The following is a 26,257-nucleotide window of genomic DNA, read 5'->3' on the forward strand; positions in this document are numbered from 1 at the left end:
GCTGAACGAGTGCGATTCCTCCTGGACAACCCGCTCTTCGCCGTGATCGCCTTGTGCGAGATCGGTTTCTGGGTGCTGCTCGGCGCCGGCCTCGTCGCCCGCTATCCACTGCGGCTGCGGCGGACGGGCGCGGTCTTGCTCATGGCGACGCCCGTTGTGGACGTCATCCTGCTCGTGGCGACCGTCCTGGATTTACGCCGCGGCGGCGAAGCCGGTTTGGTGCATGGGTTGGGCGCCGTCTACCTCGGCTTCAGTGTCGCTTTCGGACCGAGCGTGATCCGCTGGGCCGACCGGTGGTTCGCGTACCGGTTCGCGGATGGCCCGCGGCCGGTCAAGGTACCCAGACACGGTCCGGAACGGGCGCGTCACGAGTGGCGTGAGTGGGGCAAGTGCGTCCTGGCGTGCGGCATCGGCGTGGCGGTGCTGGCCTTGCTCTCGTTCGTCGTCGGCTCGCCGGACCGAACGACCGCGCTGTGGTCGGGCTGGTCCGCGTGGATCCCGAAACTCGGCGTGGTGGCGGCCATCTGGTTCGCCACAGGTCCTTTGTGGACATTATTCGACCAGGACGACGAGGCGGTAATGGGAACGCGTGGGGGTTGACAGGCCAAGTGGTCTAGTCCATTTTTGGATTTCGACCACCCTGCAGCTGTCATGCCCTGGAGGCAGCCATGACGCTCCCTGCCAAGCGAGCGCTCGTCGCCCTGTTATCCGCTTTCTCGATCTGCGTCGGGCTCATCCTGGCTTTCACAGGACAAGCGGCCGCCGCGAATCTCGTCGCCAATCCCGGATTCGAATCGGGAACGCTCAACGGCTGGTCCTGTTCCAGTGCGGGTGCCGTGACCAGCGGCGATGCCCACTCAGGCAGCTACGCGCTGACCGGCACGCCGGCCGGTCAGGACAACGCGCGGTGCACGCAGACCGTGACCGTGAAACCGAACTCGGCCTACACCCTGACCGCCTGGGTCAAGGGCGCCTACACGTACCTGGGAGCGACTGGAACCGGCACAAGCGACCCGAGCACCTGGACCCCGACCTCGGGCGTGTGGACGCAGCTCTCCACCAAGTTCACCACGGGTGCGTCCACCACCTCGGTGTCGATCTACCTGCACGGCTGGTACGGCCAGCCCGCCTACAAAGCCGATGACGTGATCCTCGACGGCCCCGGCACGACCCCGCCGACCACCACGACGACGGCACCCACGACAACCCCGTCAACCACCACTCCGACGACGACTCCAACGACGACCACAACCCCGACGACCACCACCACGACACCGCCGCCGACCGGGCTGCCCGCGCACGTCCTCACCGGCTACTGGCAGAACTTCTACAACGGCGCCCGAGCCCTGACCCTCGCGGCCGTGCCGACCACCTACGACATCATCGCCGTCTCCTTCGCCGACGCCGTCCCGGGAACGCCCGGCGCGGTGACGTTCACCCTCGACTCCGGGCTGTCGAGCCAACTCGGTGGCTACACCGACGCGCAGTTCAAAGCGGACATCCGAACCGCGCAGGCCCGTGGCCAGAAGGTGATCCTGTCCGTCGGCGGCGAGAAAGGCACCGTGACCGTCGGCGACACCGCCGCCGCAAACGCTTTCGCCTCCAGCATGGCCCGGCTGATCAGGGACTACGGGTTCGACGGCGTCGACATCGACCTGGAGAACGGGATCAACGCCACGCACATGGCGTCGGCGCTGCGCCAGATCCACGCCGCGGGCGGGAAGATCATCACGATGGCCCCGCAGACCATCGACATGCAGTCGACGTCGGGCGGGTACTTCCAGTTGGCGTTGGCGATCAAGGACATCCTGACCATCGTCAACATGCAGTACTACAACTCCGGATCGATGATGGGCTGCGACCAGAAGGTCTACGGCCAAGGCTCGGTCGACTTCCTGACGGCACTGGCCTGCATCCAGCTGCAGGGCGGTTTGCGCGCCGACCAGGTCGGCCTCGGACTGCCTGCCTCACCCTCGGGTGCGGGCGGCGGCTACCAGTCCCCCGCCAACGTCAACGCCGCGCTGAGCTGCCTGGCCCGGCGGACGAACTGCGGCGGGTTCACCCCCGCCGTGGCCTACCCGACGATCCGCGGGGCGATGACCTGGTCGATCAACTGGGACGCCTCGAATGGGTACGCGTTCGCCAACTCGGTGGCCGCGCACCTGGACACGCTGCCCTAAGGCTCGACGCCGCGGGTCATCATCACGCCTTCGATCTCCACGCCGTCCGGCATCAGGATTGCCCGCCGCTCGGTTTCGCGGAAGCCGAAGGACCGGTACAACGGCACTCCCGGCAGCGTCGCCAGGAGCGCCAGCGAACCGAATCCTTCGGCTTGCGCGGCCCGTCGGCACGATTCGAGGATCGCCCGGCCGAGACCGCGCCTCGTCCAGTCCGCGCGCACGAACATGGCGCGGACCCGGGCGGGTTCGGTGGCCGGGTCGATCAGCCGGAGGTCGTCGTCCCCCGGCCCGGAGCCGGTATAGAGCTTTCCGCGCCTGCTCCAGCCGCCGCAGGCGATGATCTCCCCGTCGGCCTCGTGGACGAAGTAGGTGCCGTCTTCGATCAGCGTCAGGTCGAGGTGCGCGATATACGCCACCGCGCTCGCCGTCTCGCGTTCGCCGTAGAACCGTGGGAACAACTCCACCACGGACGCGCGCATCAACTCGGCGATCCGCGGTGCGTCGGCGAGCGCCGCCAGGCGTTGGGGAGGAACCTGGTCCGCCATCAGTCCAGCCATATCGGGGAACGCTTCTCCAGGAACATCATCATGCCGTCCTTGACGCTGGTGAGGAACCGGGCCGGCCAACGGTCCGGCCACACGGGCGAGCGCTTCTCCAGGAACATCGCCACGCCCTCCTCGACGCTGGCGAGGAACCGCGGCGACCCATCAGTCCGGCCACACCGGCGAACGCTTCTCCAAGAACGCCGCCATGCCCTCCTTGGCACCGGGGAGCTGCGAGGCGGCGGCCATCACTTCCAGGGCGATCGCATAGGCGTCTGCCTCCGGGCGGTCCAGCTGGGCGTAGATGGTCTGCTTGCCCAGCGCCTTGCTGGCCGCGCTGCCGCGGGTGGCGCGGCGGAGAAGCTCGGAGACCGCCTTGTCCAGGTCGGTGTCGGGGACGACCTGGTTGACCATGCCCCACTGCTCGGCGGTGTGGGCGTCCACGACGTCGCCGGTCAGCACCATTTCCATCAGGCGCTTGCGGCCGATGGACCTCGCCACCGGCACGGCGGGGGTGTGGCAGAACCAGCCGCCCTTTCCGCCGGGCAGGGCGAAGCCCGCCGACTCCGCGGCCACCGCCAGGTCACAGGAAGCGACGAGCTGGCAGCCCGCGGCGGTGGCCAGACCGTGGACGCGGGCGATGACCACCTGGGGAACCGATTCGATGGTGCGCATCAGGTCCGTGCACAGCCGCAGCAACTCGCGCACGCCGCCGAGGTCGCGGGAGGAGACGTCGCCGAAGTCGTGGCCCGCGGAGAAGACCGGTCCCTCCGCGGCCAGGACGATGCCAGTGGCATCGGAGGCACCCGCGGCGCGGAAGGCGTCGAGGAGTTCGGCCAGGTGGTCCTCGGAGAGCGAGTTCCGCCGCGCCGGACGGTTCATGGTGATCCGGACGACGCTGTCCGTCCGCTCGACGCGGATGTGCTGGTAGTCGGCCATGACTCGACGGTACTGCGGTCAGGTCCGCCCGACCACCGCCTGCAGGAACTCCCGCGTGCGCTCCTCCCGCGGGTCGGTGAACAGCTGCTCCGGCGGCGCGTCCTCGATGACGTGGCCGTGGTCGAACATAAGCACCCGGTCGGACACGTCCCGGGCGAAGCCCATCTCGTGGGTGACGCAGAGGAACGTGATGTCCGTGGTGTCGGCGATGTGGCCGAGCAGGCTCAGCACGCCCGTCACCAGTTCCGGGTCGAGCGCCGACGTCACCTCGTCGAGCAGCAGCACGTCCGGCCGCATCGCCAGGGCTCGGGCGATCGCCACGCGCTGCTGTTGGCCGCCGGACAGGCGCGCCGGGTGTTCGTCGGCCTTGTCCGCCAGGCCGACCAGGTCGAGCAGGTCGCGGGCTCGCTCGTCCGCTTCGGCCGGGGCGAGGCCGAGGACACGGACCGGGGCTTCGGTGAGGTTGCGCAGCACGGTCATGTTCGGGAACAGGTTGAACTGCTGGAACACCATCCCGATCCGCTTGCGCACCCCCGCGAGGTGCTTCTCGTCCGCGGGCACGAGCTTCCCGCCGCGGTGCATATGGCTCAGTGGGGAACCGTCGATCTCGATCAGACCGTCGGTGACCCGTTCGAGGGTCATCACCAGGCGCAGGATCGTGGTCTTGCCCGAGCCGCTCGGGCCGATCAGGGTGACGAACTCCCCCGGCGCCATGCGGCAGGTGAAGCCATCCAGGACCGTGTTTTCGCCGAAGCGTTTGACGACGTTGTCGAAGCGGATCATCGGGGGGTCAGACTGGCTCGACACGACGCTCCAACCTCCGCACCAGCAGGGACGCGGGATAGCTCAGCAACAGGAACAGCAAGCCGGCGATCGTGTAGACCTCGACGAACCGGTAGGACTCATTGCCCGCAGCCTTGGCCGCGTTAACCAGGTCGACCACACCGATGGCCAGCAGCAGCGGGGTCTCCTTGAACATCGAGATCGTGTAGTTCCCCAGCGCGGGCAGGACTCTGGGCACGGCCTGCGGCAGGATCACCGACGTCCACACTCGGCGGCGCGGCAGCGAGAGCGCCGTCGCGGCCTCCCACTGTCCTTTCGGGACAGCGTCGATTCCCGCGCGGTACACCTCCGAGGTGTAGCACGCGTAGTGCACGCCGATGGCGATCACGCCGGTGACGAACGCCGACATGCTGATGCCGAACGCCGAGGGGAACACGTAGTACAGCACGAAGATCTGCACCAGCAGCGGCGTGCTGCGGACGAACTCGATGAACAGGTGAAGCACCTGGTCCACGACCGGCACCCGCGCCCGGCGAACCAGGGCGAACGCCAATCCGAGGGTGTAGGCGACCAGGGAGCCCAACACCGTTATCTGAAGCGTGACCAGCAAACCCTGAAGGATCAGCGGCACCGAGTTCGCGGCGAACTGCCAGTCCCACGTCATCGAACACCCCCCGGCACCCGGCCGATTCGGCGGCCCGCGAGCCGCTCCAGCAGCCGCATGACGCCCGTGATCACCAGCGCCAGCCCCAGGTACAGCAGCAGCTCGACCACGTAGATGAACGGCAGGTCGGCGCCATGGGTCGGCCGCAGCTGCTCACCGCGCTGGACGATCTCGGTGACCTGGATGAACGACAGCAGCGCGGTGCTCTTGAGCAGCTGGATGAACAGGTTGCCGAACGGCGGCAGCATCTCCACGAACGCCTGCGGCAACACCACTCGCCGCATCCTCTGCGCGGGCGTGAAGCTCAGCGCCAGCGCACCCTCCACTTGGGACCGTGGCACGGCCTGCACGGCCCCGCGCACGATCTCCGCCCCATAGGCGCCGTGGTTGAGGCCGAGCACCAGGATTCCCGCGTACAGCGGCACCAGCTGCAGGCCGACCAGCGCGGGAAGGGCGAAGTAGAGCCAGAACAGCTGCACCACCTCGGACGTCCCACGCAGCCCCTCGACGTACACGCGGGCGATCACCCGGACCGGCCGGGATCGAGACAGCAGGGCGAGCCCGGCGGCGAGGGAGAGCACGATGGTCAGCGCGATGCCGCCGACGGCGGCGATCACCGTGAAGGGCAGGCCCTCCAGAATCGTCGAGACTATGCGGTTCGCGTTGTCCGGCACGGTCGGCTCAGGCGGCGCAGAGCTTCTCGGTCGTCAGCCCGCCCGCGGGCAGATTGTCCTTGCCGAAGCCGAACGGCTCCACGATGCGCAGCCATTCCCCGCTCTGGTGCAGCTTCTTCAGCTCCGCGTTGAACGCCTCAAGCAGAGCGGTGTCGTCCTTGCGGAACACGAAACCGCCCGCGGACACGACGTCCTTGCCCTTGTCCCGCGGGGTGAAGCCGGGCGTGACCTCGACGGCGATGTCCGGGTTCTTCTTGACCAGGTCCTTAAGCGAGATGTCGGTCAGCGCGGCGGCGCCGACCCGGCCGTCGGCGACCGCGCGCAGCAGGGTGTCCTGGCTGTCGAGGGTCTCGATCGCTGCCACTCCCGCGGACTCGGCGTAGCCCTTCTCCACCGCCGCGGACAGCACGGCGAGCTTGAGCCCCTTCGCCTTCACGTCGTCGAACCCGCGCACGCCCTCGGGATTTCCGCGCGGCACAAGCAAAGCGGTGAGCGCGCTGTAGTCCGGGATGGAGAACGCGACCTGCCCGCAGCGGGCGGGCGTGATGTTCATGCCCGCCGCGACCATGTCGAACTGCCGGGCGGTGACGCCGGGGATCAGGCCGTCGAAGTTCGTCGCGACCGCCTCGACGTCCGCGATACCGAGGGCCTTGAAGACCGCGCGGGCCACTTCCGGCGCCTCGCCGGTGACCCGGCCCGACGCGTCCGTGAACCCGTACGGCGCTTCGTTCGCGATGCCGATCTTGATCTTGCCCGCGGCCTTCGCCGCGGCGAGCGGGTCACCGGAGGACACGCTGGTGCAAGCGGAGAGAGCCCAGCCACCCGTGGTGGCCAGGGCTCCCGCCGCGGCCGTTCGTCGAAAGAATTCCCGCCGCGTCCAGCCCTGACCCACCATCGCGTTAGCCCCGTTTCGCGCGCATCGACAAGTTACGTGTGTGTGCGTCGAACGTAGGGGGATCACCCGATTAGGTCAACAGCCGGTGATTAACCCACTGCTAGGGCAGCTTGTTGGCCTCGCGGATGACGTTGACGATCTCGTCCATGATCTGCGTCATCTCGTAGTCCTTGGGCGTGAACACCCGGGCCACACCGCGCTCGGCGAGGATCTTCGCGTCGTCGGGCGGGATGATGCCGCCGACCACGACCGGAACATCCCCCGCACCGGCGGCCCTCAAACCCTCGACCACCGCGGGGACGGCCTCCAGGTGCGAGCCGGACAGGATCGACAGGCCGACCACGTGCACGCCCTCCTGCACCGCGGCCGCCACGATCTGGTCGGGCGTGAGCCGAATGCCCTGGTAGACGACCTCGAAGCCGGTGTCGCGGGCCCGGACGGCGATCTGCTCGGCCCCGTTGGAGTGACCGTCGAGACCGGGCTTGCCGACCAGCATCCGCAGCCGCTCGCCCAGCTCCTCGCCGGTGGCCTTGACCCGCTCGCGCACGGCCGCCAGCTCGACGCCCGCCTCGCCGCCCGCAGACGCGCCGGAGACGCCCGTGGGCGCCCGGTACTCGCCGAACACCTCGCGCAGCGCGCCCGACCACTCACCCGTGGTGACCCCGGCGTGCGCGCACGCCAGGGTCGCGTCCATCAGGTTGACGTCGGTCTTGGCGGCCTCACGCAGCTTGCGCAGCGACTCCTCCACCACGGCCGCGTCGCGCTCGGACCGCCAGCGCCGGACCGCCTCGACGGCCTCCAGCTCGGCGGCCGGGTCGGCGGTCTCGATGGCCTTGGCGCCCTCGGCCTGCAGAGGGCTCGGCTCGGTGGTGTCGAACTTGTTGACGCCGACGATGATCTGCTCGCCGCCCTCGATGAGCCTGCGCCGCTCCGCCAGCGAGCCGACCATCTGCGTCTTCATGTAGCCGGACTCGACGGCCGCGACCGCCCCGCCCATGGCCTGCACGCGGTCGATCTCCTCGCGCGCGCCGGTGATGATCTCGTTGACCTTCGCCTCGATGACCGGGGAGCCGTCGAAGATGTCCTCGTACTCCAGCAGGTCGGTCTCATAGGCGAGCACCTGCTGCATCCGCAGCGCCCACTGCTGGTCCCACGGACGCGGCAGGCCGAGGGCCTCGTTCCACGCGGGAAGCTGGATCGCGCGGGCCCGAGCCTTGCGCGAGAGCGACACGGCGAGCATCTCCAGCACGATGCGCTGGACGTTGTTCTCCGGCTGCGCCTCGGTCAGGCCCAGCGAGTTGACCTGCACGCCATAGCGGAACCGGCGCTGCTTCTCGTCGGTGATGCCGTAGCGGTCGCGGGTGATCTCATCCCACAGCTCGGTGAAGGCGCGCATCTTGCACATCTCTTCGATGAACCGCACGCCCGCGTTGACGAAGAAGGAGATGCGGGAGACGACCTCGCCGAACTTCTCGGCGGGCACCTGCCCGGAGTCGCGCACCGCGTCGAGGACCGCGATCGCCGTGCACATCGCGTAGGCGACTTCCTGCACCGGGGTCGCGCCGACCTCCTGCAGGTGGTAGCTGCAGATGTTGATCGGGTTCCACTTCGGCACGTTCGACACGGTCCACGCGACCATGTCGGTGATCAGCCGCAGGCTCGGCCCGGGCGGGAAAACGTAGGTGCCGCGGGACAGGTATTCCTTGATGATGTCGTTCTGCGTGGTGCCCGCGAGCTTGGCGACGACCTCGTGCCAGTCGGTGCCCTCGGCCTCGGCCTGCTCCTGGGCCACCGAGACGTAGAGCGACAGCAGCCACATGGCCGTCGCGTTGATCGTCATCGAGGTGTTGGCCACACCGAGCGGGATCTGGTCGAACAGCGTGCGCATGTCGCCGATGTGGGTGACCGGGACGCCGACCTTGCCGACCTCGCCCTTGGCGAGTTCGTGGTCGGGGTCATAGCCGGTCTGCGTCGGCAGGTCGAACGCGATGGAAAGGCCGGTCTGCCCCTTGGACAGGTTGCGGCGGTAGAGCTCGTTGGACTTCGTCGCGGAAGAGTGCCCGGCGTAGGTGCGCATGACCCACGGGCGGTCTCGCTCACGGTCTGACGGATACGGCACCGGTTTACCTCCGTTAACAGCCCTTTTCGTGGAGAGTACTGGTCAGTAACGAATTTCGGCTCGGTGCCATTGCTCACAGGGGCTCTTCAGCGTTGACTGTCCGAACCCGAATCCCCTTCCCGGAGGCTTTGACCATGAGTCTGAAGTACCTCGTGCCCGCCGTCGCCGTCGTGGCGCTGACCAGCGTGTTATCCATCCCAGCATCGGCGATCAACAGCTACAACGCCACCCCCGCGCCCGAGCGGACCGAGGTCGGCGCGCTGGTGGTCCAGTGGGACAACGACGACAACCCGGCCACGCCGGACCGCATCGACTGGATGTGTTCGGGGACCATGGTCGACCGCGACACGTTCCTCACGGCGGCGCACTGCACCACCGACTGGGCCGAGGGCGTTCGGTTCTACGTCTCGCTCGCCCAGAACGTGCAGGCCGACCTGGACGCGGCCGCCCTGGCCCACCCTGGTGACCCGGCGGCCGTGGGCGCGGCGGTCGGCGTCGAGGGCATCGCCCACAACGACCCGGCCTACCCGGGCAACTCCGCGGACTCGCACGACATCTCCGTGGTGCAGCTGCCCGCCGCCGCGCTCGCGGCCCGCTGGAGCTTCACCCCGGCCACCCTGCCCGCCGCGGGCAAGCTCGACACCCTCGGCCCGCGCGGGCTGGACGCGGTGCCGTTCACCGTGGCCGGCTACGGCACCCAGGAAGCCGTGCGCGGCCCCGGTGGACAGACCCACCCCGGCGGCGGCGTGCGGATGAAGGCGCCGGTCGGCTTCGACGCGCTCAACAACACGTGGGTGCGGCTGCACATGACCGCGCCCCAGGGCAACGGCGGCGCCTGCTACGGCGACTCGGGCGGCCCGAACTTCGCCGTCATCGACGGGAAGCGGACCCTGGTCGCCACCACGATCACCGGTGACGGCCCCTGCTACGCCACCAACGTGTCCTACCGGCTCGACGCGCCGACCGCGCGCGCCTTCATGAGCCCGTTCGTGGCCCTGCCGTAAATCGCTGGACGTGGACCGTCCACGTCGGACATGCTGATCGCAACGAAACGAGGAGAGACCATGACAGTCGCGAACGCGCAGCGAGGGGTGTGGCGCCGATCCGGCACCGCGCACGTCGCCCGCCCGCGCCTGGGCGTCGGCTCCCCACCGTGAGATCAGTGATCGTCACGTGAGGGAGCCGCCCATCGGATCACCGATGGGCGGCTCTCTTGTTTCCACAGACCATTTCCCAGTTCGCCCCGTCGCGCCCGCTACCGCGTGGCCCGGCGAACGAAACCGGCTTGCCCTCGGGCGAGCCCTCCCGGCCGCCGCTTCACCGCGCGGCCGGGCGAATCCCTGTAGCTCAGCTGGACAGAGCGCGCCGCTACGAACGGCGAGGTCCCAGGTTCAAGTCCTGGCAGGGATGCTCAGTCTTTGAGGATGGCGATGGCTTTGCCCTTCGTCGCCCACGCGACACCGAAGGCCAGCACGGCGCCGGATTCCAGCCACAGGGCGGGATGCAGCGCCTTGGTCTCGTTGTCGAAGAGGTAGGCGATCACCGGGATCAGGCCGATGCAGACGACGATCGCGACCCCGCAGGCCACGTAGATCTTGTTGCGCACCTCGTTGTGCTCGCCCGGGTTCTCCGCGTCGCGCCTGGTGAACAGGAACAGGCAGAAGTAGGCCAGGGACAGGAAGAACACGGCCGCGGCGGCGACGTGGACGTAGCCGAGCAGCTTGTCGTCCGCGGCCGCGACGTTCGGGCCGCCGCTGGGCGACGTCGGGAAGATCGCGACCCCGATCGCGGACAGGCCCGCGATGTTGGCGACCCAGTCGTCGATCGGGCTGTAACCGCGGTAGCAGAACAGGAACACGCCGACCGCCCACATGGCGCCGACCAGGACGTCGCGCATCCCGGTGTAGTAGTAGCCGCTGAGCGAGTTCTGCAGCCCACCGCCGTCGAGGAGGATCTTCCCGAGGATGAGCACTGGTGGCAGGGCGATGCCGATCAGGCCGATCGCCCGGCGCAGGTAGAGGTACGAGTGGACGAGGTCGCGTCCCACTGTCTGAGTCATGGCCGCCTCCGGAGACTCGGTTCCGTGGATCGGCTCGCGCGGACCACACCGACCCGACACAAGTTGATCGCATCCGAGGTGGCGAACATAACCGCCTAACGGTTACGTCTTGTGCCCGGGAGGATGATGGAGGCATGGAGGTGCCCGCGCCGTTCCTCATCCTGGTGGCGATCGCCGTCGTCGGCCTGCTCGGCCTCGTCCTGCGCTGGGGCCTGGCGTCGGACGCCGACCGGCGCAAGGACTACGGCCTGCTGCGTGAGGTCGCCAAGGTCCGCAGCGTCGACGCCGCCCGCTTCGTGGAGACCGAGTTGCAGAAGGCGGGCGTCCGCGCCACCACGGTCCCCGGCGAGGACGGCGAGACCTACCGAATCCTCGTCTTCCCCACCGACGAACAAACCGCCATCCAAACCCTCCTCAACACCTAACCGCGAGTCGCCCCGTCCGGCAAACGAGTCGCCCGTTCCGGCAAGTGAGTTCGACATTCGGGATACGCGAATGTCGAACTCACTTGCCTGGAGGGGCGACTCGTTTGCCTGGAGGGGCGACTCGCGGTTAGGGGGTGGGGTAGAGGACGGCGGCGGAGGTGCCGCCGCGGCGGAATTCCTCGCCTACGGCCAGGACTTTGCCCGCGCCGGTGAACTCCAGGGTGGCGGCGGCGCCGATGAAGCGTTGTTCGGTGAAGACGTGGCCGATGGCGCTCAAACCGCCCGCGGCGGCGATGAAGGCGGGTTCGGCCACCGTCGTCGGCGAGTTGCGCTGGGTGGCGCGCGGGGCGGCGACGGCCTGCTTGAGTGTCATGCCGAAGTCGACCCGGTTGACCAGGATCTGCAGGACCGTGGTGATGATCGTCGAGCCGCCCGGGGATCCGAGCGCCAGCCACGGCTTGCCGTTCTTCAGCACGATCGTCGGCGACATGCTCGACCGCGGCCGCTTGCCCGGCGCGGCCAGGTTCGGGTCGGGCGCCGAGCCCTGCGACGGGGTGAAGTTGAAGTCGGTCAGCTCGTTGTTGAGCAGGAACCCGCGGCCCGGCACCACGATGCCGCTGCCGCCGACCTGCTCGATGGTGTTGGTGTAGGACACCACGTTGCCGCGCTTGTCGGAGACGACGAAGTGGTTCGTGTGAACCTCGTTCTCCGACGACGCCGTACCCGCCGTGGCGGGCTCACAGCCCGCGTCCGGGGCGGTCGGCGCGGGCAGGACCGCCGCCGGGTCGATCAGGCAGGCCCGCTTGGCCGCGTGCGCGTCCGACAGCAGCCGCTCCTGCGGGACGTCGACGTAGGCCGGGTCGCCGATGTACCGGTTGCGGTCGGCGAAGGCGAGCTTGCTTGCCTCCAGGTAGTGGTGCAGCGCCTGGGTGCGTTCCATGCCCGCGAGGTCGAAGGTCTCCAGGATGTTGAGCGCCTCGCCCACGGTGATGCCGCCGCTGGAGCTGGGGGCCATGCCGTAGACGTCGTAGCCCCGGTAGGCCACGTGGGTCGGGGCGCGGTCGATGGTCCGGTAGTCCCGCAGGTCCTCGACCGTCATCCGGCCCTTGGGCGGGGTGATCGTGGCGTCGGCGGCCAGCGGCGGGTTCTGCGTGGTCTCGGCGACGTCCTCGCCGATCTCGCCGCCGTAGAACGCGCGCGTGCCGTCCTTGGCGATCTCGCGGTAGGTGTCGGCCAGGTCCGGGTTGCGCAGGATGTACCCGACCTCGGGCGCGCTGCCGCCGGGAAGGAACAGCTCGGCGGTCGAGCTGAACTGCTTGAACCGGGCCTGGTTGTCCAGGATCTCCGAGCGCAGCTGCGGGGTGACCGGGAAGCCCTTCTCGGCGACCTTGATGGCGGGCTTGAGGTTGTCCTTGAGGCTGAACCGGCCCCACCGCTCAAGCGCGCGCTCCCAGGTGGCCAGCATGCCCGGGGTACCCACGGACAAGCCGCTGCTCACCGCGGTCGGGAACGGGTAGGGCGTGCCCGTGGCGGGATTGATGAACATGTTCGCGTCACCGGCGGCGGGTGTGGTCTCGCGGCCATCGATCGTGGACACCTGGCGGGTGCGGGCGTCGTAGTACACGAAGTACCCGCCACCCCCGAGGCCCGCCATGTTCGGATCGGTCACCCCGAGCGTCGCGGCGACCGCCACGGCGGCGTCGGCGGCGGTCCCGCCTCTGCGGAGCACCTCGATGCCCGCCTGCGTCGATTCGACGGTGTCGGAGACAACCGCCCCGCCGTATCCCTGCGCGAACGGGGCCTTCGCCAGTGGGGGCGCGGCCACCGCGGCCGACGGAGCCGCGACCAGCCCCGCGATCGCGAGTAGCGCTACGGACAGTGCGTTGCCTCGGCGTGGAGTACGCATCACGGCCTTCCTGTCGTACTGGACGGTGGTCCAGTTCTACTCGCGGTGTCCCGGTGGCGCCAGGTTTGCGCCCGGGCACTTCGGGTGCGCGAACCGGCCGAAAATGTCGGCCGCGGTCGCTAGCCTGCGTCGCATCGGAATCGAGGGGGCAGCAGTGCGGTTGGAGTTCGTCGGCGATGGGTCCGCCAAGTTCTGGGAGGGCGAGCTCAATGGCTGTGCGGTGACGGTCCGCTGGGGCCGCATCGGCACCGCCGGGCAGTCGCAGGTCAAGGAGTTCGCGACAACCGATGCCGCTCAGGCGCACTTGGACAAGGTTGCCGCCGACAAGGTGCGCAAGGGGTACCAGGAAGCGGGCGCCGAGCTCGCGCCGGTCGTCGCGGCCGTTCCCGTGGCGCCGGCCGAGCCCGCCGCGATTCGCGACGAGAACACGTTCGTCCCGCCCTCGGCGTTGGGCCGTGGGGTGCACCTGCGCCGAGGCGATGGCCGGGGTGCGCGCGCGCTCGTCCGCGGCGCCTCCGAGACGATCCGCGAGTTGCTCAAGGAGCAGCAATCGCATGTCTCGTTCATGCTGCGGCACCTGGGCGAAGACGCGACAGCGGCGTACCCGGTCTACGTCGACGGTGCACCGGACCCCTTGGGCGGGGGCGCGGTGCTGGTTTCGCTGGCCGCCTGTCGGCGCTACCTCGACGAAACGAAGGTCCCGCTGGTAGCGGACGCATGGCTGGCGGAGCACGGCGTCGTCTTCGCCACCTCCGCCCTGATGGAGGCCGCGGGGCTCCAAGGGGACCACAACGCCATGGGATGGCCGCACGGGTGCATCGAGGCAGCGGGCCGGGTCCGGGCCGCGCTGGCGACGGCGACCGACGAGGAGTACACCGCCGCCGTCTCCCTGCTGGCCGGGAAGCACCAGCACTGGCAGCCGATCGTCGCCGCCTTCATCGCGCCCACCGAGACCGCGTTGGTCGAGGCGGTCCTGAGGGACGCTCCGAAGTGGGATGCGCGACGCCTCGGATGGCAGCCGCTGATGGTCAGCGCGATCAGCACCCGCGAGCAATTCGACAGCCTGCTGCCGTTGCACAGCTGGCACATCAGCAGGTCACCGAAGACGCTGGCCACGTTGGTCGAGACACTCCGCGGCGACGTCGTCGCGGAAGTGGTCGAGTGGTCACGCGAAGCGCCCTCGGAGGAGCGGCGCAAGTACCTCGCGCAGCTCGCCGAGATCCCGACCGACGAGGCGTTCGGCGCCCTGCTCGGCCAAGTAGGCGAGAAATACGTCGCACCGGTCCTGATGGCGGCGATGAAGCGCTACCCGCTGCGCGCCCTGCGCATGCTGGCGGCGGAGGCGAGCCCGGCCGCGGCGGCGCTGCTGCGCGGGCACCTGCTCGCGCATCCACACCTGGTCGACCAGGTCGTGGAGCTGCCCGACGGGGCTCGCCAGTCCGCTGAGGCGATGCTGGAGGGCACCAAGCGGCTGCCCGACGCGACCGATCTGCCTTCCCTGCTGGTCACGCCGCCGTGGACGACCAAGCGTGTCGTGGTGAAACCGCTGGTCGTGGCCGGTCTGAGCGTGCCGGACGAGCTGCGCGACACCGTGTTCGACTGGCTGCCCGGCGAGCGGGAGTCGTGGACCGAGACGCCACTGGAGTACACCCCGTTTCATGACCTGACGGGCTGGGAGTCCGTCATCCACAAGTACAAGTCGGGCACGCTGCACGTCTCGGAGCAGTACCTCTTCGCCCAAGGGCCGCCGGAACTCACGGCGCCGCTGTTGCGTGACTGGCAGCCGGGCTGGCTGTACGGCCTGGACGAGTGGGGCAGGCGGATCGCCGCGGGCTACGGGCGCGACGGTGTGGAGTTCTTGCTGCGCAACACTTCCGGCAACCCGGCCGCCGTGGCTCGGCTGCTCGTGCCCGCCCGCGATCCCGCTGTCGCGGCGGCGATGGCGCAGTGGCTGGTGACGGCGAAGTCGGTCCGACCGGCCGCGCGGGCGTGGTTCGCCCGACACGGGCCGCGGGCGGTGCCGCTGCTGGTCCCCGACGCCGTCGGGGTGCCGGCCGGGCGCCGCGGCTACGCGGAGGCAGCGCTGCGGCTGATCGCGGGCTCCGCCGGGGTCGACGCCGTCGTGGAGGCCGCGGCCGTCTTCGGCGCTGAGGCCGTCGCCGCGGTGCGCGCCGTGCTCGCGGTCGACCCGCTGACCGTGCTGCCCGCACGCCTCCCGGTGATCGGCGACTGGGCTGATCCGCTGCTGCTGCCGCAGATCCGCTCGCGCGCAGGCGACACCGGTCTGCCGATCGCGGCGACCCGGCACGTGCTGACGATTCTCAGCCTGGGCAAGGCAGGCGAGCCGTACGCGGGAGTCGAGATCCTGCGTGCGTGGGCCGATCCCGCCTCACTCGCCGAGTTCGTGTGGGGCTTGTTCCGGCAGTGGCAGCAAGTGGAGATGCCGCCGAAGGACGGCTGGGTGATGACCGCGCTCGGCCTGTTCGGCGACGACGACACGGTGCGCTCGCTCGCGCCGGTCATCCGGATCTGGCCGGGCGAGGGCCGACACCAGCTCGCGGTCACCGGCCTCGATGTCCTGGCCGAGATCGGCACAGACGTGGCGCTGATGCACCTCAACGGCATCGCGAACAAGGTGAAGTTCAAGGGACTCAAGACCAAGGCCCAGGAGAAGATCTCCGAGGTCGCGGCGAACCTCGGACTCAGCGCCGATGAACTCGCCGACCGGCTCGTCCCGGACTTCGGGCTCGACGCCGAGGGCGCGCTGGTCATCGACTACGGCCCGCGGCGGTTCACGGTGGGCTTCGACGAGCACCTCAAGCCGTTCGTCCGCGACGCGGACGGCAAGCAGCGCAAGGACTTGCCGAAGCCGGGGGCCAAGGACGACCCGGACATCGCCGACGCCGCCCACAAGCGGTTCGCGGCGCTGAAGAAGGACGTGCGCACGGTCGCCGCGGACCAGATCATCCGGCTGGAGAAGGCGATGACCGCCCGCCGTCGGTGGACGGGCGCGCAGTTCCACGAGCTGTTCGTCGCGCATCCCCTGCTGTGGCACGTGTCCCGCAGACTCGTCTGGGGTGTCTACGAAGACGGTGCGCTGGTCGGCGGTTTCCGGCTCGCCGAGGACCGCACCCTCGCCGACGTCGAGGACGACACCATCAGCCTCGCGGACGACGCCGTGGTCGGGATCGCCCACCCGGTCGACCTCGGCTCGGCCGCGACCGCGTGGTCGGAGGTCTTCGCCGATTACGAGATCCTGCAGCCGTTCGCCCAGCTCGGCAGGCCGGTGTACTCGGCCGACGTGCCGCTGGAGAAGTTCGTAGGAGTCACGGTCACCACCGGCAAGGTCCTGGGCCTGATCCGCCGCGGCTGGGAACGTGGCGAACCGCAGGACGCGGGCGTCGAGGTCTGGATCAGCAAACCGTTGCCGGACAACCAGACCGCGGTGATCAACCTTGATCCCGGCATCGCCGTCGGGGCGCTCGACGTCTTCCCGGAACAGAAACTGGAATCGGTCTGGCTCAATCCGGGCCGCGGCGGCGACTGGTCCCGCAACGGCCGGGTGCTGCCGCTGGAGGACCTCGACCCGATCACCGTCTCCGAACTGATCGCCGACCTGATGGAGCTGACGGAGCTGTGACCGAGGATGTCTTCGTCCCGCCGTCCACGCTCGGCCGGGCCGTGTACCCGAGACGCGATAGGCCCCACCCGCCGCGCCCGCTCGTGGCGGACGCCGTCGACCAGGCGCGCCGGATCCTCGACCGGGCACGACCTTCGCTCGACTTCTCGTCGCTGGGCCAGGAGACCGAGCGGGCCGCCGCGTCTTACCTCGACGGCGAGGCGACCCCGTTCGGCGCGGCCGCGACCATCGCCTGGCTGCCGCGCGGGAACGACGACGAATACGCGGTCTTCGCCGACGCGTGGATCGCGCAGCGCGGCATCGACTTCGCCGTGTCGGCGACCGTCGAACTCGCCGACCGCGGTTACTGGCAGCCGAGCCACTACAAGATCGCGGGCCGGGTCCGCGCGGCCTTGGCCACCGCCGATGCCGACACCTACGCCGCTGTGGCGGCCAGGCTGACTCAGCCCTTGTCCGGAGCGAAACAGGTCCTCGCCGCGTTCCTGCTGCCGACCGAGACCGCACTGGTCGACGCCGCGTGCGCGGCGGGTTTCCAGGCCCACTGCGGCGACCGGTGGAGCCTGCTCTACGCCGCGGTCAGCACGCTCGACCAGGTGCGCCTGCTGGGCGTACCGGACCACTGGACGGTGCGGCAGCCCGCGATCCTGACGACCCTGGTGGAGACCCTCGGACCGGATCTCACACCCGTGTTCGCCGCGTGGATCGACTCCGAGTGGGCACCGCCGACGGACCTGGTGCGCCGGGTCAGCGGCTTCCTCGCCGAGTTCCCCACGGATGAGGCATTCGGCGTGCTGCTCGACCGCGCGGGCAGCCGACACGCTCGGCCCGCGCTGCTCGAGGCGATGCGCCGCTACCCGTCCCGGGCGTTGCGTCTGTTGGCCGATCGCGACACGCACGCGGGCCTGCTGCGAACGCATCTGCTGGGCACACCCGACCTGGCCGACCACATCGCCGCGCTGCCCGCCGCCGCCCGGGCCCGCGCCGAAGCGGCCTCGGTCCACCCCACCCAGCTTCCCGACGCACCCGCGGACGCGCTGCCCGCGTTGTTCACCACACCGCCTTGGACCCGCAAACCCGCCAAGCGCGCCGCGATCAAGGGTCTCCCGGTGCCTGAGCCGACCCTGGCATGGCTGCCCGGCGAGCAGGCGACGTGGTCCAAGCGACGCGACGGTCACCGGTTCTTCGCCGAGGTCGGCGACTGGGCGGCCAAAGTCCAGGACTTCCGCGACGGCCGAATCCCGAACGGCTACCGGCCCGACCTGTTCCTCGAAGGTCCGATCGAGGTCCTCACACCGCTGCTCGCCGAGTGGGATGGCAAGACCTACAGCCACATCAGCCAGTGGGGTCGCCCGCTGCTGGCCAAGTACGGCGTGGACGGTCTCCGGTTCCTGACGGGGTTCGCCGCACGGCAACCGCTGCCGGACAACGTGCGCGTGCTGCTGCCCGCGTTGAGCGCGGAGACCGCGGTGCTCATGGGGAAGCTGTCGGTCCGGCGGACCACCCGGGCGGACGCCCTGGCCTGGTTCGACCGGCATGGCGCGGCGGCGGCGCCGTACCTCATCCCGACCGCGCTGGTGTCAGGCGCCGACCGCAAGCACGCCGAAGCGGGTCTGCGGCTGATCGCCGACACCGAAGCCGTCCTCACCGCCGCCAAGAAGCACGGCGACAAGGTGGTCGCGGCGGTCCACGCGATCCTGGACACCGACCCGCTCGACTTGGTGCCCGCCAAGCCGCCGACCATCGGCGACTGGGCCGATCCCGCTGTGCTGCCGCGGATCACGCTCGCCGACCAGGCCCACGGGCTGTCCCACGACTCGACCAAGACCGTGCTGACCGTGCTGTCGCTGTGCGTCCCCGGCGAGCCGTACGCGGGCGCCGACCTCGTGCGTCAGGTGTGCGACCCGGATTCGCTGGCGGCGTTCGTCTCCGCGCTGTTCCACCGGTGGGAGGAAGTGGGAGCGCCTGCGAAGGACAGCTGGGCGATGAACGCGCTCGGTGTGTTCGGCAACGACGCCACCGCCGACAACATCACCCGGCTCATCCTCGAGTGGCCGAACACCGGGCTGCACCAGCGCGCGGCCGCCGGTCTCGACGTGCTCGTCGAACTCGGCACCGACACAGCGCTGAACCACCTCAAGGCCATCTCGGCGGGCAAGGGCATGGCGGGCCTGCGCCGCCGGGCGAAGGACAAGATCGCCGAGGCCGCGAGCCGACGTGGCCTGACCTCGGAGCAGCTGGCCGACCGGCTGGTGCCCGACCTCGGGCTGGACCGTGACGGCACGCTGACCTTGGACTACGGCCCACGGCGGTTCGTGGTCGGCTTCGACGAGTACCTCAAGCCGGTCGTGTCCGACGCCGAAGGGGTGCGTCGCCGGGACTTGCCGAAGCCGGGCGCGAAGGACGACCCAGACCTCGCCACCGAGGCACACCAGCGGTTCACCCGGATGAAGAAGGAAGCGCGGGCGGTCGCGAGCACCCAGGTCGCCCGGCTCGAACTGGCGATGGTGCGGCAGCGCCGCTGGTCGCGGGCGGAGTTCCGCGAGCTCATCGTCGAGCACCCACTGCTGTGGCACATCGGCCGCCGACTCGTGTGGGGCGCGTACGCCGACGGTGTGGTGATCGGGTCGTTCCGGCCGGCCGAGGACCGCACGTTCGCCGACGTCCACGACGACCCGTACGACCTGCCCGCCGCCGCACTGGTGGGCGTGGCGCACCAGCTCGATCTCGGGCCGGACGCGAGCGCGTGGGCCGAGGTGTTCGCCGACTACGAGATCCTGCAGCCCTTCACCCAACTCGGCAGGCCCACGTTCACCGCGGATCAGTCGACCCCCGCGCGGTTCGAGAACGCCGCGACCACCACCGGCGACCTGCTCGGACTGGTCCGCCGGGGTTGGGAACGCGCGGGCGCAGGCGACGGCGGCTACGAGACCTTCCTGACCAAATCGCTTCCAGGCGGGCGCGAGTTCACCGTGGACATCGAACCCGGCATCTACCTTGGCGATGTCCAGCCAACCGAGAAGCAGCACCTCATCGGCCTGCGGCTGACCGGTGTCGACTCGTTCGCCGACCTCGACCCGATCACCGCCTCCGAGCTGATCGCCGACCTCACGGAGCTGACGGCCCGATGACCACCGAGAACCTGCAGCGCCCGCCCGCGGAGGTTCGGTTCGCCGACGAGCTGACCCGGCTGCGCGAGGCCGACACCGGTGACCGCCCGCCCGGCTGGTGGCTGAGCATGGAGGCGGCGCGGCGGTTCATCGTCGGCGACGAGTCCCACGGGATCAGCCGCAAGTTCGTCGGCGACGTGTCCCTGATCGACCGCGCGCTGATCTCGCTGGCCACCAGCCGCGGCCTGATGCTGGTCGGGGAGCCGGGCACGGCCAAGTCGCTGCTCTCGGAGCTGATCGCGGCGGCGGTGAGCGGGGTGTCCACGCTGACCATCCAGGGCGGCGCGGCGACCACCGAGGACCAGATCAAGTACTCGTGGAACTACGCGATGCTCGTCTCCGAGGGCCCGTCGACGCGGTCGCTGGTCCCGGCGCCGCTGCTGCGCGGCATGGCCGAGGGCAGGCTCGTCCGGTTCGAGGAGATCACCCGCTGCCCGCTGGAGGTGCAGGACTGCCTGCTCTCGCCGCTGTCGGATCGGGTGCTCGCGGTCCCCGAACTGGAAGGGGCCGATGCGATGGTGTTCGCCCGTGAGGGCTTCAACATCATCGCCACCGCGAACACCCGCGACCGCGGCGTCAACGAGATGAGCGCGGCCCTCAAGCGGCGCTTCAACTTCGAGACAGTGTTCCCGATCGCCGACTTCGCGACCGAGCTCGCCTTGGTCGAGCAGGAGGCGAACGCGCTACTCCAGCGCTCCGGGGTGAAGATCGCCCAGGACCGCGACGTCTTGGAGGTGCTGGTCTCCGCGTTCCGCGACCTGCGCACCGACAAGTCCGACCGGCTCACGACGGTGATGAGCACCGCCGAAGCCGTGTCGGTCGCGCACGCCGTGGGCCTGCGCGGCTGGTACCTGCGCGGCGAGCGGGGCTCGGCCGCCGACATCGTCGACTGCCTCGCCGGGACCGCCGCGAAGGACAGCACCGACGACCTGGCCAAGCTCCGCCGCTACCTGGAGCAGCGGGCCGCCAAGAAGCCCGGCCCGCACTGGGCCGAGTTGCACGGCGCGCGGCACCGGCTGCCCGGATGACCGTCACGTTCCTCGGCGTCCGCCACCACAGCCCCGCCTGTGCGCGGCTCGTGGCGGAGACGATCGCGCGTGTGCGACCCGCGCACGTGCTCATCGAGGGACCGGCCGACTTCAACGACCGCATCGAAGAACTGCTGCTCGGGCACACCCTGCCGCTCGCGATCTTCAGCTACCAGCGCGGCGAAGCGGGGTCACGGATGTCGTGGACGCCGTTCTGCGACTACTCACCGGAATGGGTCGCCCTCACCGAGGGCCGGGCGGCGGGCGCACGCGTGCGGTTCATCGACCTGCCCGCGTGGCATGACGCGTTCGCCGACCGGGGCAACCGGTACGCCGACGCCGAACTCCGCTACGCCGAGGCAACGGACCGGCTGTGCCGGGAGTTCGCCGTCGACAACGTCGACACCCTGTGGGACCACATGGTCGAGGCCGCGCCCGCGGCGGGTCTGGCCGAGCGGCTGGCCGCGTACTTCGACCTGGTGCGCGGGGACTCGGTGGCGCCCGACGAGGTCGAGCGCGAGCGGTACATGGCGCAGTGGGTGCGCGCCGCGCGCGAAGACGGTGGCCCGGTAGTGGTGGTCACGGGCGGTTTCCACCGGCGGGCACTGATCACCTTGGCCGAGACCGGCGACACCTCGTGGCCGACCGTGCCCGAATCCCCTGGCGGAGTCGGGGGCAGCTATCTGGTGCCCTACAGCCACCAGCGGCTCGACGCCTTCGAGGGTTACCAGTCGGGGATGCCGTCGCCTGGCTACTACCAGCGGCTGTGGGAGGTCGGCGCCGAACGGGCGGCGACCGACCTGATCGAGTCGGTCGTGACCCGGCTGCGCGGACGCAGGCAACCGGTGTCCACCGCCGACCTGATCGCCGCGCGCACCCTGTCGGCCGGGCTGGCTCGGATGCGCGGGCATCGCCACCCCACGCGCACCGACGTGCTCGACGGGCTGGTCAGCGCGCTCGTCGCGGACGGGCTCGACCAACGCCTGCCGTGGACGACGCGCGGCCCGCTGCTGCCCGGCGCGCATCCGGCCGTGGTCGAGATGGTCGCCGCGGCCACCGGTGACGGCGCGGGCCGCCTGCATCCGGACACACCCGCGCCCCCGCTGCTCAACGCCGTGGCGCGCGACCTCGCCGACCTTGGCCTCGACGGCGATGGCCTGGTGCGGCTCGATCTCACCGACCCGGACGGGCTTCGCCGGAGCAGGCTGCTGCACCGGCTGCGGGTGATCGGCGTGCCCGGTTTCCACCGCGATCGCGGTCCCACCAGCGGCGCCGACCCGCTGGCACGCGAGGACTGGACGCTGAGCGACTCGCCGCACCGGCTCCCCGCGCTGATCGAGGCGGCGGCCAAGGGCGCGACACTCGCGGACGCGGCGACGACGACCTTGGCCGAGTCCGACACCGACGTCGGCAGTCTCGCGGCCGCGCTGTTCAACGCGGCGCTGTGCGGGCTGCCTGAACTGTCCGAACACCTCGGCGACCGGCTCGCCGAAGGCGTCGGCGACGCCCGAGACCTCGGCGCGCTCGGCCAAGCCCTGGCCGTGGCACTGGGGCTGTGGCGGCACGACCGGCTCTTCGGCGTGGCGGGCGACGCGGTGCTGGGCGTGGTGATCAGCGCGGCAGCCGAGCGAGCGCTGTGGCTGGCCGAAGGCATCCACGGCGGTCCGGCGCCCGCCGACCGCGGCCGGATCGCGGCGGTCGCGGCGCTGCGCGACGCGGTGCGCCATGCCGGTGCCGCGCTGGGCATCGACGCCCGACCCGTGGTCGAAGCGGCCCGCCGGATCGGGCTCGACCACTCGGCACCGCCCGACCTGCGCGGCGCGGCGGTCGGTCTGTGCTGGTCGATGGCCGATCCGGTCGACCCGGGGGTGATCCCCGAGGGAGCGTCGGTTCTGGGCGACTGGCTGGCCGGGTTGTTCGCTCTGGCGCGGGAGGAAGTGCTGCGGGCCGAGGTGCTCCCGGTGCTCGACGACCTGGTCAACGACCTGTCCCACCAGGACTTCCTGGTCGCGCTGCCCGCGCTGCGCCAGGCTTTCGAGTTCTTCCCGCCCGCCGAGCGCGAGGCCATCGCGAAGCGGCTGCTGGCCCGACGCGGGCTCACCGGCTCGGCCCGCGCCCTGCTGCGCACGAAGACCGACCCGCTGCTCCTGGCCAGGGCCGCGGCCCTGGAATCGCACGTCGACGACCTGCTCACCCGAGAAGGACTGCTGCGATGACCGACCCCTCGCCGCAGCGGTGGCGGCTGATCCTGGGCGAGCCCGCCGAGCCGGCCTGCCCCCTCGGTGGCGTCGACGCCCGCCGGGACACGGCCCTGCGGTGGCTCTACGGCCGGGAAGAGGACCTGGAGAGCCGCGGTGTCCGGCGCGGTGGCTCCGGCGAGTCCGAACTGACCACAGTGGACTGGTTGGACGAGGTGCACCGGCTGTTCCCGAAGGAGACGATCGAACGCCTCGAACGCGACGCGGTCGAGCGGTACCAGATCCACGAGATCGTCACCGACCCCGATGTCCTGGGCCGGGTCGAGCCGAATCCCGCGCTGTTGCGGGCCGTGCTGCGCACCAAGCACCTGATGAACCCCGACGTGCTGGCGATGGCCCGCAAGATCATCGCCTCGGTCGTACGCGAGTTGGTCGACCGGCTCGCGCTGGAGGTGCGCCGCAGCTTCTCCGGCACCCGGCAGCGCAGACGGAGCAACTTCCGGCAGGCCCGCAACTTCGACTTCCGCGCGACGATCAAGGCCAATCTCGCGCACTACCAACCGGAACAGCGCCGGGTGCGGATCACCGAACCGCGCTTCGTCTCGCGCACCCGCAGGCAGGTCGACCAGTGGCAGCTCATGCTGCTGGTCGACCAGTCCGGGTCGATGGTCGACTCGGTGATCCACTCGGCGGTCACCGCGAGCTGCCTGTGGAGCGTGCCGGGCCTGCGCACGCACCTGGTCGCGTTCGACACCGCGGTCGTGGACCTGACCTCCGATGTCACCGACCCGGTGGAACTGCTGATGAAAGTCCAACTGGGCGGCGGAACCGACATCGCGAAAGCCGTGCGCTACGGCGCCGGACTGATCGACAACCCGCGGCGGTCGATCGTGGCGGTCATCTCCGACTTCTACGAAGGCGGCGACGAGCACCAACTGGTGCGCACGGTGCGCGAACTGGTCGAGCAGGGCACCCAGGTGCTGTGCCTGGCCGCGCTGGACGGCGAGGCCAACCCGAATTATGACCGCGACCTGGGACAGCGGCTGGCCGACACCGGGGCGTCGGTCGGCGCGATGACCCCGGGCGAGCTGGCCCAGTTCGTGGCCGAGCGGTTGGGCCGATGACCCGTCCCGATCTGCTCGCCCTGAGCCACGACGACCTCGCCGCTTTGACCAACCGAGGCCTGGTCAAGCGCGCCGCCAAGGAGGTCGACGCCGCCCCGCCGTCGATCACGGTCGAGGCCGACGGCACGGTCGAGGCGACGTTCGCCGACGGCGTGCGGGCCACCCTGCCGCCCGTGGGGTTCGGGGCGTTCGGCTGCACCTGCGCGGCCCCCGGCGCCTGCAGGCACCGAGTGGGCGCCGTCCTGGCGTACCAGCGGCAGGCGGAGGACGAGCCCGTCGAGCAGGCGTCGTGGTCCCCCGGCGACGTCGACGATGGCATCCTGGCCGCGCGCTACGGCACCCGGACGATCGCCGCGGCCAAGCGGACCCTCGGGGGTGGATTCCTCGCGCGGGTGCTGCGCCCGGCGACGGTCGAGATGCCGGCCGCGACGGTGCGGTTCCTCGTGCCGGGCGAACTCGGCTACGTCGACTGCGACGCCCGCGCCGAGCGCCGCGACGAGCTGACCGTGCTCGCGGTGTGGGCGTTCCGGGAGGCCGACCGCGCGCATCCCGGTCTCCCGGACGTCACCGTCGATATCGGCCTGGCGGCCGCGACCGCGTCGGGATCGGGCATCGAGGACGCGTTCCCACTGCTCGACGACCTGCTGCGCGACGGCGTCAGCACGTCCGGCCCGGTGCTCACGGCGGCGCTGGCCCGGTGCCGGACGGTGCTCGACAGCCGCGACCTGCGCTGGCCGGTCGCCGCGCTCGACGATCTGGTCGACCAGCTCACGGCCTACCAGGAGCGCGACGCCCGCTACCAGGCCCGCGTGGTCGCCGAACTGGTCACCGAACTGCACGCGCGGCACCGCGCGTCGACCGGTGGGAGTCCGCGGACGCGGGTGCTGGGCACCGACGAACGGGCGGAGACACCGCTCAAGCGGGTGCGGCTGGTCAGTCTCGGCTGCCGCGCGCACGCGGACGGCGGCGTGCAGGTCTACCTCGCGCATCCGGCGGGCGGCGCCGTCCTCGTCCTGCGACACCGTTGGGAGACACCGGGTCCACTCGGGGCGAGACGCATCGCGGGGACGACCCTGCACGCGCTCGCCCACGCCAACATCGTCAGCGAGTCGGCCATCCGCGACGCGGGCAGGCGGGTGCGGATCGGGTCGAACCGCGTGGCGAGGACGGCCATCACCCCGGTCGGCGCCGCGTGGGACGACCTGCCCGCCCCGATCCGGCTCGACGCCGCCGCGATCCTCGCGGAGACAGCCGACCTGCCACCCCGGCTGGTCCGCCCGCGGGTGGCCGCCGAGTTCGTCCGGGTGGTGCCCATCGCCGAGGTCCGATCGGTGGCGTATGACCCTGGCGCGCAACGGCTGCACGCCGACTGCGTCGACCCGGACGGCTCGCCGGTCACCCTGTCGCTGCCCTACCGGGCGCACACCCCGGGCGCACTCGACGGGCTCGCCCGCCTGCTCGCGGACGACCCGGTGGCGGTGAGCGGCACGGTTCGCAGACACGATGGAACGGTGTGGGTCGACCCGATCGCGGTGGCGACCGCGACCGGGGTGACCGTCCTGGACTTGCTCGACGACCGGGCAGGAGCGTTGGACGCCTCGTCGGAAGCGGCGGACGACCTGATGTCCACGGCCCTGGCCGGCGCGATGGAGGTCCTGGCCGAAGCCATCCACCGCGGCCTCCGCCACCTGCCTCCCACCTACCCGGACCGCGTCACCGCGGCAGCGAGAACCCTCGACGACGTCGGCCTGCGGAAGGCGGCGAACGCGGTGCGCGCGTTCGCCGATGATCCCGGCGCCTGGCTCGACGCCCAGATCCGGCTACTCACCACAGTCGAGTTCCGCTGACGGTTCGGACCCCGCGGATTCACCCGAATGCGCACCTGTCACACCTCGCCGCGAGCGACGATGCTCA

At 70.5% G+C, this 26,257-nt stretch carries 20 protein-coding genes and 1 tRNA gene; 11 read left to right on the forward strand and 10 right to left on the reverse strand.

Annotated elements, in window-relative coordinates:
* Positions 1–9 precede the first annotated feature (9 nt).
* Positions 10–600 carry a hypothetical protein gene (locus tag C8E96_RS01520; RefSeq protein ID WP_091370553.1) on the forward strand — a complete coding sequence of 197 codons (591 nt, stop codon included), beginning with the start codon at positions 10–12 and terminating at the stop codon, positions 598–600.
* Positions 601–668: 68 nt separating this feature from the next.
* Positions 669–2,180: a chitinase gene (locus tag C8E96_RS01525; protein WP_091370552.1), complete on the forward strand. Its 1,512-nt coding sequence runs from the start codon at positions 669–671 to the stop codon at positions 2,178–2,180.
* On the opposite strand, the gene C8E96_RS01530 is transcribed toward C8E96_RS01525, so the two are convergent.
* The 8 genes from C8E96_RS01530 to C8E96_RS01560 all read right to left on the reverse strand — a co-directional run bounded on the left by C8E96_RS01530 (position 2,177) and on the right by C8E96_RS01560 (position 8,796).
* Positions 2,177–2,725, reverse strand: coding sequence for a GNAT family N-acetyltransferase (locus tag C8E96_RS01530; RefSeq protein WP_091370551.1), 549 nt, complete (start codon positions 2,723–2,725; stop codon positions 2,177–2,179). The genes C8E96_RS01525 and C8E96_RS01530 overlap by 4 nt on opposite strands.
* Positions 2,725–2,850 (reverse strand): hypothetical protein, encoded by a 126-nt coding sequence (locus tag C8E96_RS34370; RefSeq protein WP_267463802.1) that lies wholly within the window; start codon positions 2,848–2,850, stop codon positions 2,725–2,727. Before C8E96_RS34370 ends, C8E96_RS01530 begins: the two co-directional genes overlap by 1 nt.
* Before the next feature lie 37 nt (positions 2,851–2,887).
* Positions 2,888–3,661, reverse strand: coding sequence for an enoyl-CoA hydratase-related protein (locus C8E96_RS01535; protein WP_091370549.1), 774 nt, complete (start codon positions 3,659–3,661; stop codon positions 2,888–2,890).
* Positions 3,662–3,679: 18 nt separating this feature from the next.
* Positions 3,680–4,444 carry an ectoine/hydroxyectoine ABC transporter ATP-binding protein EhuA gene (ehuA, locus tag C8E96_RS01540; RefSeq protein ID WP_091370547.1) on the reverse strand — a complete coding sequence of 255 codons (765 nt, stop codon included), beginning with the start codon at positions 4,442–4,444 and terminating at the stop codon, positions 3,680–3,682.
* A gap of 7 nt (positions 4,445–4,451) precedes the next feature.
* Entirely contained in the window at positions 4,452–5,108 is a 657-nt protein-coding gene (ehuD, locus tag C8E96_RS01545) for an ectoine/hydroxyectoine ABC transporter permease subunit EhuD (protein WP_091370546.1), read from the reverse strand.
* Positions 5,105–5,782 (reverse strand): ectoine/hydroxyectoine ABC transporter permease subunit EhuC, encoded by a 678-nt coding sequence (gene ehuC / locus C8E96_RS01550; protein WP_091370544.1) that lies wholly within the window; start codon positions 5,780–5,782, stop codon positions 5,105–5,107. Before ehuC ends, ehuD begins: the two co-directional genes overlap by 4 nt.
* A 7-nt stretch (positions 5,783–5,789) precedes the next feature.
* Positions 5,790–6,677 (reverse strand): ectoine/hydroxyectoine ABC transporter substrate-binding protein EhuB, encoded by an 888-nt coding sequence (gene ehuB, locus C8E96_RS01555; protein WP_091370543.1) that lies wholly within the window; start codon positions 6,675–6,677, stop codon positions 5,790–5,792.
* A 100-nt stretch (positions 6,678–6,777) separates the two neighbouring features.
* Positions 6,778–8,796, reverse strand: a complete 2,019-nt coding sequence (locus tag C8E96_RS01560; RefSeq protein WP_091370540.1) for a protein meaA — start codon at positions 8,794–8,796, stop codon at positions 6,778–6,780.
* Positions 8,797–8,930: 134 nt separating this feature from the next.
* On the opposite strand from C8E96_RS01560, the gene C8E96_RS01565 reads away from it, so the two are divergent.
* Both C8E96_RS01565 and C8E96_RS01570 read left to right on the forward strand, forming a co-directional pair.
* Positions 8,931–9,800: a trypsin-like serine protease gene (locus C8E96_RS01565; RefSeq protein WP_091370538.1), complete on the forward strand. Its 870-nt coding sequence runs from the start codon at positions 8,931–8,933 to the stop codon at positions 9,798–9,800.
* A 332-nt stretch (positions 9,801–10,132) separates the two neighbouring features.
* A tRNA-Arg gene (locus tag C8E96_RS01570) sits at positions 10,133–10,206 on the forward strand.
* A 1-nt stretch (position 10,207) separates the two neighbouring features.
* Here C8E96_RS01570 and C8E96_RS01575 read toward each other — a convergent pair.
* The gene (locus C8E96_RS01575; RefSeq protein WP_091371346.1) at positions 10,208–10,855 is read right to left on the reverse strand and encodes a DUF998 domain-containing protein; all 648 of its coding nucleotides are present in this window, start codon (positions 10,853–10,855) and stop codon (positions 10,208–10,210) included.
* 134 nt (positions 10,856–10,989) lie between these two features.
* Between C8E96_RS01575 and C8E96_RS01580 the strand changes: the two genes are divergently transcribed.
* A complete protein-coding gene (locus C8E96_RS01580; RefSeq protein ID WP_091370536.1) occupies positions 10,990–11,280 on the forward strand; it encodes a hypothetical protein in 291 nt (96 codons plus the stop codon).
* A 127-nt stretch (positions 11,281–11,407) separates the two neighbouring features.
* Here the strand turns inward: C8E96_RS01580 and ggt are convergent, their stop codons facing one another.
* On the reverse strand, positions 11,408–13,186 hold the full coding sequence (gene ggt / locus C8E96_RS01585; protein ID WP_091370534.1) for a gamma-glutamyltransferase: 1,779 nt from the start codon (positions 13,184–13,186) through the stop codon (positions 11,408–11,410).
* 154 nt (positions 13,187–13,340) lie between these two features.
* Here ggt and C8E96_RS01590 point away from each other — a divergent pair, with 154 nt between their 5' ends.
* From C8E96_RS01590 to C8E96_RS01615, 6 genes are read left to right on the forward strand one after another with little or no spacing between them, the layout of a single operon-like run.
* Entirely contained in the window at positions 13,341–16,826 is a 3,486-nt protein-coding gene (locus C8E96_RS01590; RefSeq protein WP_166657840.1) for a WGR and DUF4132 domain-containing protein, read from the forward strand.
* The gene (locus C8E96_RS01595; protein ID WP_091370530.1) at positions 16,823–19,954 is read left to right on the forward strand and encodes a DUF4132 domain-containing protein; all 3,132 of its coding nucleotides are present in this window, start codon (positions 16,823–16,825) and stop codon (positions 19,952–19,954) included. Before C8E96_RS01590 ends, C8E96_RS01595 begins: the two co-directional genes overlap by 4 nt.
* On the forward strand, positions 19,951–21,021 hold the full coding sequence (locus C8E96_RS01600) for an ATP-binding protein (RefSeq protein WP_091370528.1): 1,071 nt from the start codon (positions 19,951–19,953) through the stop codon (positions 21,019–21,021). The genes C8E96_RS01595 and C8E96_RS01600 overlap by 4 nt, the downstream gene beginning before the upstream one ends.
* Positions 21,018–23,237, forward strand: coding sequence for a DUF5682 family protein (locus C8E96_RS01605; protein WP_091370526.1), 2,220 nt, complete (start codon positions 21,018–21,020; stop codon positions 23,235–23,237). The genes C8E96_RS01600 and C8E96_RS01605 overlap by 4 nt, the downstream gene beginning before the upstream one ends.
* The gene (locus C8E96_RS01610) at positions 23,234–24,343 is read left to right on the forward strand and encodes a VWA domain-containing protein (RefSeq protein ID WP_091370524.1); all 1,110 of its coding nucleotides are present in this window, start codon (positions 23,234–23,236) and stop codon (positions 24,341–24,343) included. Before C8E96_RS01605 ends, C8E96_RS01610 begins: the two co-directional genes overlap by 4 nt.
* Positions 24,340–26,190: a hypothetical protein gene (locus C8E96_RS01615; RefSeq protein WP_091370522.1), complete on the forward strand. Its 1,851-nt coding sequence runs from the start codon at positions 24,340–24,342 to the stop codon at positions 26,188–26,190. Before C8E96_RS01610 ends, C8E96_RS01615 begins: the two co-directional genes overlap by 4 nt.
* Positions 26,191–26,257 lie beyond the last annotated feature (67 nt).

Source organism: Actinokineospora alba (assembly GCF_004362515.1).
GTDB classification, from domain to species: domain Bacteria; phylum Actinomycetota; class Actinomycetes; order Mycobacteriales; family Pseudonocardiaceae; genus Actinokineospora; species Actinokineospora alba.

What these genes read in the sequence shown, in the direction of transcription:
- C8E96_RS01525 (WP_091370552.1), top strand. Translation starts at nt 669, where the DNA reads ATGACGCTCCCTGCCAAGCGAGCGCTCGTCGCCCTGTTATCCGCTTTC.
- C8E96_RS01530 (WP_091370551.1), bottom strand. Translation starts at nt 2,725, where the DNA reads ATGGCGGACCAGGTTCCTCCCCAACGCCTGGCGGCGCTCGCCGACGCA.
- C8E96_RS01535 (WP_091370549.1), bottom strand. Translation starts at nt 3,661, where the DNA reads ATGGCCGACTACCAGCACATCCGCGTCGAGCGGACGGACAGCGTCGTC.
- ehuA (WP_091370547.1), bottom strand. Translation starts at nt 4,444, where the DNA reads ATGATCCGCTTCGACAACGTCGTCAAACGCTTCGGCGAAAACACGGTC.
- ehuD (WP_091370546.1), bottom strand. Translation starts at nt 5,108, where the DNA reads ATGACGTGGGACTGGCAGTTCGCCGCGAACTCGGTGCCGCTGATCCTT.
- ehuB (WP_091370543.1), bottom strand. Translation starts at nt 6,677, where the DNA reads ATGGTGGGTCAGGGCTGGACGCGGCGGGAATTCTTTCGACGAACGGCC.
- C8E96_RS01565 (WP_091370538.1), top strand. Translation starts at nt 8,931, where the DNA reads ATGAGTCTGAAGTACCTCGTGCCCGCCGTCGCCGTCGTGGCGCTGACC.
- C8E96_RS01575 (WP_091371346.1), bottom strand. Translation starts at nt 10,855, where the DNA reads ATGACTCAGACAGTGGGACGCGACCTCGTCCACTCGTACCTCTACCTG.
- C8E96_RS01580 (WP_091370536.1), top strand. Translation starts at nt 10,990, where the DNA reads ATGGAGGTGCCCGCGCCGTTCCTCATCCTGGTGGCGATCGCCGTCGTC.
- ggt (WP_091370534.1), bottom strand. Translation starts at nt 13,186, where the DNA reads ATGCGTACTCCACGCCGAGGCAACGCACTGTCCGTAGCGCTACTCGCG.
- C8E96_RS01600 (WP_091370528.1), top strand. Translation starts at nt 19,951, where the DNA reads ATGACCACCGAGAACCTGCAGCGCCCGCCCGCGGAGGTTCGGTTCGCC.
- C8E96_RS01605 (WP_091370526.1), top strand. Translation starts at nt 21,018, where the DNA reads ATGACCGTCACGTTCCTCGGCGTCCGCCACCACAGCCCCGCCTGTGCG.
- C8E96_RS01610 (WP_091370524.1), top strand. Translation starts at nt 23,234, where the DNA reads ATGACCGACCCCTCGCCGCAGCGGTGGCGGCTGATCCTGGGCGAGCCC.
- C8E96_RS01615 (WP_091370522.1), top strand. Translation starts at nt 24,340, where the DNA reads ATGACCCGTCCCGATCTGCTCGCCCTGAGCCACGACGACCTCGCCGCT.